This is a genomic window from Armatimonadota bacterium (genome assembly GCA_023511795.1).
In the GTDB taxonomy this organism is placed as follows: Bacteria; Armatimonadota; UBA5829; order DTJY01; family DTJY01; genus JAIMAU01.
On sequence record JAIMAU010000033.1, the window covers coordinates 1 to 7,345 of the forward strand.

The window sequence follows — 7,345 nt, forward strand, 5'->3', positions numbered from 1 at the left end:
GGGCAATCAACGAATTAATCGCCTCGCGCCAAATGTCAATAGCTGAACATGAACATACCATAAAAGGTCTTGAAAAATCGCTCTCAGAATTCAAGGCGATAATAGCCGAACTTGACGCAGTCATTAAAACTCTGGAGCAGCTTCGAGAGCTAGACCGACAGATTACTGGTAGAATTGCAAACCTTAGGCAATCAATCGAACGCTGTAAAGCTTTGCGCGAAAAAGTTGACAAGTTGCGAAAAGAGCTTGAAAAGGCAAAGAAAGACAGAGCCATTTATAACGATTTGGTTACTGCGTTTGGAAAGAAAGGAGTTCAAGCGCTTATTATCGAGAATGCAATTCCTGAAATTCAGGAAGAAGCAAACCGATTGCTCGCTCGAATGACCGATAATTCAATGCAAGTAAGCCTGGAAACATTGCGTGACAAAAAGACAGGTGGTACTGCTGAAACACTTGACATCAAAATTAGTGACGATATGGGAACCCGGAGTTATGAGCTTTACAGCGGGGGTGAAGCATTTCGTGTCAACCTTGCTCTTCGAATCGCACTCTCAAAGCTTCTTGCCCGCCGTGCTGGAGCCAGGCTTCAGACATTGATAATCGACGAGGGTTTTGGCACACAAGATGGCAAAGGAAGAGAAAAGCTCGTCGACGCAATAAACTCAATCAAAGATGACTTCGAGAAGATTCTAGTAATCACTCACATCGATGAACTAAAAGATGCATTCCCTACCCGCATTGAAATAACAAAGGACTTGCAGGGAAGCAAAATAAGCATTTCCTAGCTATTTGCTGCTTTTTGCGAGTACATTATCGGAAACAGCCGCTGAAGTTTCTTTTGTGCGAAAAGACACCAGAACACGCACCATTAGAATAACAACAAGAACTGCAAGAACCACGAGAGCAATATCTGCGCCCATTAATGCATTTGCCTTTGCAGGTAGGTACTTTGTCACGAAAAGATACACAAGTGCTGTCATCGTGGTTGCCATCATAAATAAAGCCGGCAAAAAAGCGAAAAGATGGCGTCTACCCTTCAATGCCAACCATCCAACCACAGACAATAATGTAAGAGCTGAAAGAAGTTGGTTAGCTGAACCAAAAATAGGCCACAGCGCAAGAATTGTATTTGTATAAGCAAAGAAAAGCATCAACCCAACAGATAATAAAGAATTAAAAATGTAAGTTTTCATAAACCACGGGGGATTCCTAAACAAGATAGCCCAAAGTTCCTCAAAAAGATAGCGATTGAGACGCACGGCGGTGTCCAGAGTTGTAATGACAAATCCCTCGACCAAAAGCATTCCGAAGATTGTTCCAAAAGCAGCAGGAATTCCCAGCGCATCATGAAGCAAACCACCCATCCCAACGGCAAATGCGGCTGCAGGATTCGACTGCCCTGACGCCCCAGGAAAAACAAACGATAAATAGTGTTTGAAATTGAGGCCGGCACCAACTGCAATAACAACTCCAAGCGCAAGAAGAGCTTCTAAAAGCATTCCTCCATATGCAATACTTTTTGCATGAGACTCCCGCAAAATCTGTTTTGATGTGGTTCCACCAGCAACAAGTGCATGAAAACCAGAACATGCCCCACAAGCAACGGTAATAAAAAGAATAGGCCATATTAATCCTAACTTTGCGGTCCCCTCAGCAACATTCCAACCCGGAGCACTTATCGGTATACCCCGAAATAGGGCTATTATTCCAGAAATAGCTAGCGCAGCTACACCTCCATAAAGCATAAATGCGTTTGTGAAGTCTCGAGGTTGGAGCACTAGCCATACGGGAATGCCTGCAGCAAAGACTGTATACACCGCAATAATAATCATCCATATATTCTTGTCGATGCTTACAGGATATCTTAGACCCATAAGCACCGAGAATATGCAAATCCCAAGCGCAAAGAGAGCCATAAAATTCACATTTGCCTTTCGCTTGTAAAGAAGATAACCGATAAATGGAGAAAAACAAGTAATGATAATTACCGAAGTTGAGGCAATGCCACCAATTCTCGCATTCACAACCCCGTTGACTACGGTTGTTTTAAGCAAAGTTTGGCCACTTGTCATTCGAAGAATCTCAAGAGGTACTAATGATGTGAGAGCAGTCGCAGTTATTTGAAGGAATACTGATGTTACCATCAAGATCATTACAATAGTAAAAGCAATAAACAGCAGAAAACCAGCGCGCCCTAGTGTCTGCTCTGCAACTTCGGCCATGGACCTACCTTTCTCGCGAATACTTGTCAGCAATGCAGAATAATCATGCACTGCACCAACAAAGATACTCCCAAATACAATCCATAGCCATACGGGGATAAACCCAAAAATCATGGCCATTGTGGGACCCAAAATCGGGCCTGCACCTGCAATTGAAGCAAAATGATGACCAAAAAGCACAAGCGGCTTTGCAGGAACATAATCCACGTCATCGCACATTTCGCAAGCTGGGGTTAAACGCGAATCATCTACGCTAAAAATATTAGCAATATAGCGTCCATAGAACTTGTAAGCAAACAAAAATAGAGGAACTGCAGCAACAAACAGAAGGCCGGCATTCATGCTAATGCTCCCTTCTAATGGCTCTCTGCGAAGATGGCTCGCAGCTGGGCTTCTTGGTCAGCATTAACTAGGGCTATTACGCTGTCGCCTTCCTTAAACACCACATCAATGTTTGGAAGGATTGCATGACCATCTCGAACAATCGAAATAATTAATGCGTCCTGGGGAAGGACAACCTGGTTTATCCTCTTTCCAACAACCGGTGATTTGGGCCCAAGATCTACTTCGACAATTTCAATGTTTCCACGCTGAAGAGGAGCAAGCGGAATAACCTCATCCGTTTCGATTTGTTGCTCAATTAGATTGAAGATTATCTTTGTACTGCTTACCGTTGCGTCAATGCCAAGCATTTCGAAAATATCTTCATTTTTGGGATTGTTTACACGAGCAATCGTGCGAGGTACGTGGAACTTCCGTTTCGCCATCTGACAAATAACAAGATTATCTTCGTCGTCTCCTGTTACAGCCACCACAACATCGGCTCGTTCCATCCCAACCTCTTTCATTGTCGAGACTTCGCAAGCATCTCCCCACGTAACTACTTCACCGAGGTCCTCCGAAAGATAATCTGCACGAGAACGATCTTTTTCCAAAAGGAGTACCTCATGCCCAGCGTCAATCAAAGCTCGTGTTAAATAATGTCCTACTTTTCCGCCGCCAGCAACTATTATGTACATTTTATCATCCCCACTTCTTAAATGACTGGATCCTCAGGATTGAGGGCGCAGTAATCAGCCATTGCCCCCAATTCCTTTCCCAACAGTGTATCTTTGATTAATCGCGCGCCAACAACGGTTGTGCAAATAGTCTGAAGCCCAAGCTCGCGATATGCGTATGCTCGAATTGGGTCGTAAATTCGAGCAATAACTTTAGGCACATGGAATTTCTCTTTCGCTATTTGAACCGACATAATGTTCGTGTTGTCGCCGTTGGTCACTGCAATAAATGCGTCTGCATCCTTTATACCAGCTTTCAGCATAACTTCCTCGTCAATTCCATTGCCTAAAACCATTTTGCCCTTGAAATCGGGCCCAAGTCTGCGAAATGCTGTGCTTGTGCGGTCAATTATTGTTACATCTTCTCCATCCCTTACCAACGAGCGAGCAAGAGTGGAGCCAATGCGACCGCAACCGAGAATAATTACTTTCATTCCAACTGTGCCTCCTTATCCCTGAAATTATGCGCTTTCTGTTAATCTACGTCAAGACCCGTGTTGACAATAATAGTCGCGTGTGGTATACTACCCATTGCTGAAAATAATGAAGCAAATAGTGCGCTTGTAGCTCAGGGGATAGAGCGAAAGGTTGCGGACCTTTAGGTCGGGGGTTCGAATCCCTCCAAGCGCGCCATCCTTTTTCAGACTTTATTTGTAGTCGGACTTCTATCGTTGCATAATTAAAAATTTGTTCTTTTAGTGCCCTTGTAGCTCAGTGGATAGAGCGCCTCCGTCCTAAGGAGGGCGTCGGGAGTTCGATTCTCTCCAAGGGCGCCATCATCAAGGAATGGTTGATGGTTAATGGTATTAATAAAATGCGAACCATTTACCGTCAACCATTCCTCATTTCTAAAATGGAGAGGTGCGGGAGTGGTTTATCCGGGCGGTCTCGAAAACCGTTGTGGCGCTCGCGCCACCGTGGGTTCGAATCCCACCCTCTCCGCCATTACCTCAGTTGACAAACTCAGCCTTCCCATGTTACCGTAACTCCATGCAATGAGAATTTAGGGGTTGGCCAAATGGGAAAGCCAATCAGCTCTCACATCCACCTCAAACTATGTATTCTCGTTGTAATAATTACAGCAGTCGCTTTTGCGCAGGTCGTCGGACATAAGTTTGTAAGCTACGATGACAGCAAGTATGTTACTCTTAATCCTCACATCCGCAACGGAATCACCTTAACCACAATCGCTTGGGCCTTTACGACCTTTCGTGCAAGCAATTGGCATCCGTTGACCTGGCTTTCTCATGCGCTGGACTGCCAGCTTTATGGTTTGCACAACGCTTGCGGCCATCATGTAACAAACTTGCTTCTACATTTGGCGAACGTAGCTCTGCTTTTTTTCCTTTTTAGCAAAATGACTGGGGCAGTCTGGCAGAGCGCATTCCTAGCCATTCTTTTTGGCGTGCATCCACTCCATGTTGAGTCAGTCGCTTGGGTGGCAGAGAGAAAAGACGTATTAAGCACTCTCTTTTGGATGCTCACCATATTCGCATATATTCAATATTCTCAATCTCCAAAAACCAAAACCTACATCTCGGTAATTACTTTTTTCACTCTTGGGCTAATGTCAAAGCCAATGCTTGTAACGCTTCCGTTTGTGCTTTTGTTACTCGACTATTGGCCACTCAAACGAATGAATATTGGCCCCCCATCGAAATCTTCAAGCAAAATTACAAAGCTTGTGCTAGAAAAAGTGCCGCTCTTTATTTTAGCAGCCTGTTCCTCTGCTATGACATTCATCGCTCAGCGAATAGGAGGATCTGTTGCAACAGTAGAAAGCTTTACGGTCGGCGTCAGAGTAGCTAATGCGCTTGTATCATATGTTAAATATCTAGTAAAGACGATTTGGCCACATAATTTGGCAGCATTTTATCCACACCCGAACAACACAATCCCAACCTGGCAAGTATTTGGCTCATGGATAATAATACTTGCAATAACAATTTCCGTTTTCAAAGTTATCAAAAAACGTCCCTACCTCATGGTAGGCTGGCTCTGGTATCTCGTCACTCTCATACCTGTCATTGGTTTTATTCAAGTTGGCTTCCAGGCAATGGCAGACAGATACACTTATATTCCATTAATTGGCATCTTCATAATAATTGCATGGGGAGTTCCGGATTTAGTCGGAAGAGTAGGGGCGAGCAGAATAAAACAAGATTCAACAATTAGCCCATCCTCAAGGTCTACCATTCTACCATTTGCATCCAGTCTCGTTACCTTAACCTTAGTAATTCTTACATGGCACCAAGTACGATACTGGAAAGATACGATTACATTATTCGAGCATGCGATAGCCGTGACAAAAGGCAATTATGTTGCACACAATAATCTCGGCCAAGAGCTGAGTTCGATTGGTGAATTGGATAAAGCAATCGCCCATTACAGATTGGCTATTAAAAGCGACCCTGACCCGGGACTGGCATACAATAACCTTGGGGCTGCACTTGCGCAATTAGGCAGGATTTCTGAAGCAATGGAAGTATTTCACCGAGCTGTGGAAAGCGACCCTGAATGCTGTGAAGCATATGTGAATCTTGGGCGTGGATACAGTTTGCAGGGTGATTTAATCAAAGCCAAGCAAAATCTTGAAAAAGCGCTGGAAATTGACCCTGAAAACTCGGCCGCTTATTTGGAAATGGGCAATGTACTCGGCCGCCAAGGAATGTATGCGAAAGCTGAAGAGTATTTTGCAAAAGCAATCTATCTAAACCCAAATTCTGCCGAGGCACACAGTAATATGGGCGTTATCTACCGCAAAACAAATAGGCTAGACAAGGCGATAGCAGAATTTAGAGAAGCTATTCGCTTAAAACCAGATTTGCCAGCGCCTTACCACAACCTTGCATTTATTTACTATACTAGAGGCGATATCAAAACCGCTTGGGATGTTATTCAAGAAGGAGAAGCCAACGGCGTAAATCCAAATCCAATGCTTGTGCAGGCCCTCTCCCGCGCAATGCCTAAACCATCATTGACAGCACAGCCTCCGCCGTGATAGCTTATACTTCGCAAACCACGAACTTATTACACACAGGCAGCATAACCACATGCGAAGAATGCCGACTTCAAAAATAGCTCGACCCAAAAAGTCGAATTTCGAAAATTATGGTCTTTCCCCCTATAAAGCATGGGGTGTGATAGTTTTAACGATACTCCTCATAGGGTTTCTCCGCGCTCGATTATTGAACGTTCCCCTTGAGCGCGATGAAGGTGAGTATGCTTATATGGGTCAGCTTTTGCTCCAAGGAATCCCTCCATATAAGCTTGCCTACAGCATGAAACTCCCAGGCATCTACGCTGTTTATGGTGTTATTATGGCAGTTTTTGGCCAAACAATAACTGCTATACACCTCGGTCTTTTGCTCGCCAACGTCATAATAATAGTTCTTTTATTTTTAATCACCAAGCGAATAGCTGACAATTGGGCTGGAATCACAGCGGCGATTGTATTTGCTGTTCTATCTATAAGCCCACTTAGCCACGGTTTGGCTGCAAATGCAGAGCATTTTGTGGTTCTCTTTGCACTTGGCGGCATCCTCTGCATGTTAAAGGCTATCGAATCGCAACGACTGCATAGTTTCTTTTTGAGCGGGCTACTTTTGGGCTTTTCAATGTTGGTTAAGCAGCATGGTGGATGCTTTGCTATTTTTGCAGGACTATTTATTCTTCTTACCGGGTTAAGAAAACAAACCACTTCCGTCCGAATTTTAGCGCAACAGGCAGGTTTATATATATGTGGCTTGTTTCTTCCGTATGGCTTGGCATGCTTGTTCCTTTTCGCTAAGGGAGTTTTTGACAATTTTTGGTTTTGGACGGTTATTTACTCAAAACAGTATGCTACTAGATTACCACTTTCGATAGGGGTTAAGTATTATTTTTCAGATGCCATAGAGAACGTCTTCAAGCCCTCGTTTTTGATATGGATTTTGGGAATTTTTGGATTTGCAGCATTGTTTGACCCCAAAATACGGCGCAATCATATTTTTATAATAGGGTTCACGCTGTTCTCATTAATTTCCGTTTTCCCAGGATATTTTTTCCGCAGGCACTATTTTATCT

The 7,345-nt window shown here is 43.8% G+C and carries 6 protein-coding genes and 3 tRNA genes; 6 read left to right on the plus strand and 3 right to left on the minus strand.

Annotated elements, in window-relative coordinates:
* Nucleotides 1-785, plus strand: a 785-nt coding sequence (locus K6T99_12975) for an SMC family ATPase (GenBank protein MCL6520733.1), incomplete at its 5' end; no start/stop codon positions are given.
* On the opposite strand, the gene K6T99_12980 is transcribed toward K6T99_12975, so the two are convergent.
* From K6T99_12980 to K6T99_12990, 3 genes are read right to left on the minus strand one after another with little or no spacing between them, the layout of a single operon-like run.
* Nucleotides 786-2,564: a carbon starvation protein A gene (locus K6T99_12980; GenBank protein ID MCL6520734.1), complete on the minus strand. Its 1,779-nt coding sequence runs from the start codon at nucleotides 2,562-2,564 to the stop codon at nucleotides 786-788.
* A gap of 14 nt (nucleotides 2,565-2,578) precedes the next feature.
* Nucleotides 2,579-3,241 (minus strand): NAD-binding protein, encoded by a 663-nt coding sequence (locus K6T99_12985; GenBank protein ID MCL6520735.1) that lies wholly within the window; start codon nucleotides 3,239-3,241, stop codon nucleotides 2,579-2,581.
* Between the two features lie 17 nt (nucleotides 3,242-3,258).
* Nucleotides 3,259-3,714 (minus strand): TrkA family potassium uptake protein, encoded by a 456-nt coding sequence (locus K6T99_12990; GenBank protein ID MCL6520736.1) that lies wholly within the window; start codon nucleotides 3,712-3,714, stop codon nucleotides 3,259-3,261.
* A gap of 123 nt (nucleotides 3,715-3,837) precedes the next feature.
* Here K6T99_12990 and K6T99_12995 point away from each other — a divergent pair.
* The 5 genes from K6T99_12995 to K6T99_13015 form a co-directional block, all read left to right on the plus strand.
* A tRNA-Arg gene (locus K6T99_12995) sits at nucleotides 3,838-3,913 on the plus strand.
* Between the two features lie 67 nt (nucleotides 3,914-3,980).
* Nucleotides 3,981-4,056: transfer RNA gene (locus tag K6T99_13000), tRNA-Arg, on the plus strand.
* Between the two features lie 79 nt (nucleotides 4,057-4,135).
* Nucleotides 4,136-4,225, plus strand: a tRNA-Ser gene (locus tag K6T99_13005).
* Nucleotides 4,226-4,298: 73 nt separating this feature from the next.
* Entirely contained in the window at nucleotides 4,299-6,281 is a 1,983-nt protein-coding gene (locus K6T99_13010) for a tetratricopeptide repeat protein (protein ID MCL6520737.1), read from the plus strand.
* A gap of 52 nt (nucleotides 6,282-6,333) precedes the next feature.
* A partial coding sequence (locus tag K6T99_13015) for a glycosyltransferase family 39 protein (protein MCL6520738.1) occupies nucleotides 6,334-7,345 on the plus strand: 1,012 nt, incomplete at its 3' end.

Bases quoted from the DNA above. Each gene is read 5' to 3' on its own strand.
- K6T99_12980 (MCL6520734.1), bottom strand. From the start codon at position 2,564: ATGAATGCCGGCCTTCTGTTTGTTGCTGCAGTTCCTCTATTTTTGTTT.
- K6T99_12985 (MCL6520735.1), bottom strand. From the start codon at position 3,241: ATGTACATAATAGTTGCTGGCGGCGGAAAAGTAGGACATTATTTAACA.
- K6T99_12990 (MCL6520736.1), bottom strand. From the start codon at position 3,714: ATGAAAGTAATTATTCTCGGTTGCGGTCGCATTGGCTCCACTCTTGCT.
- K6T99_13010 (MCL6520737.1), top strand. From the start codon at position 4,299: ATGGGAAAGCCAATCAGCTCTCACATCCACCTCAAACTATGTATTCTC.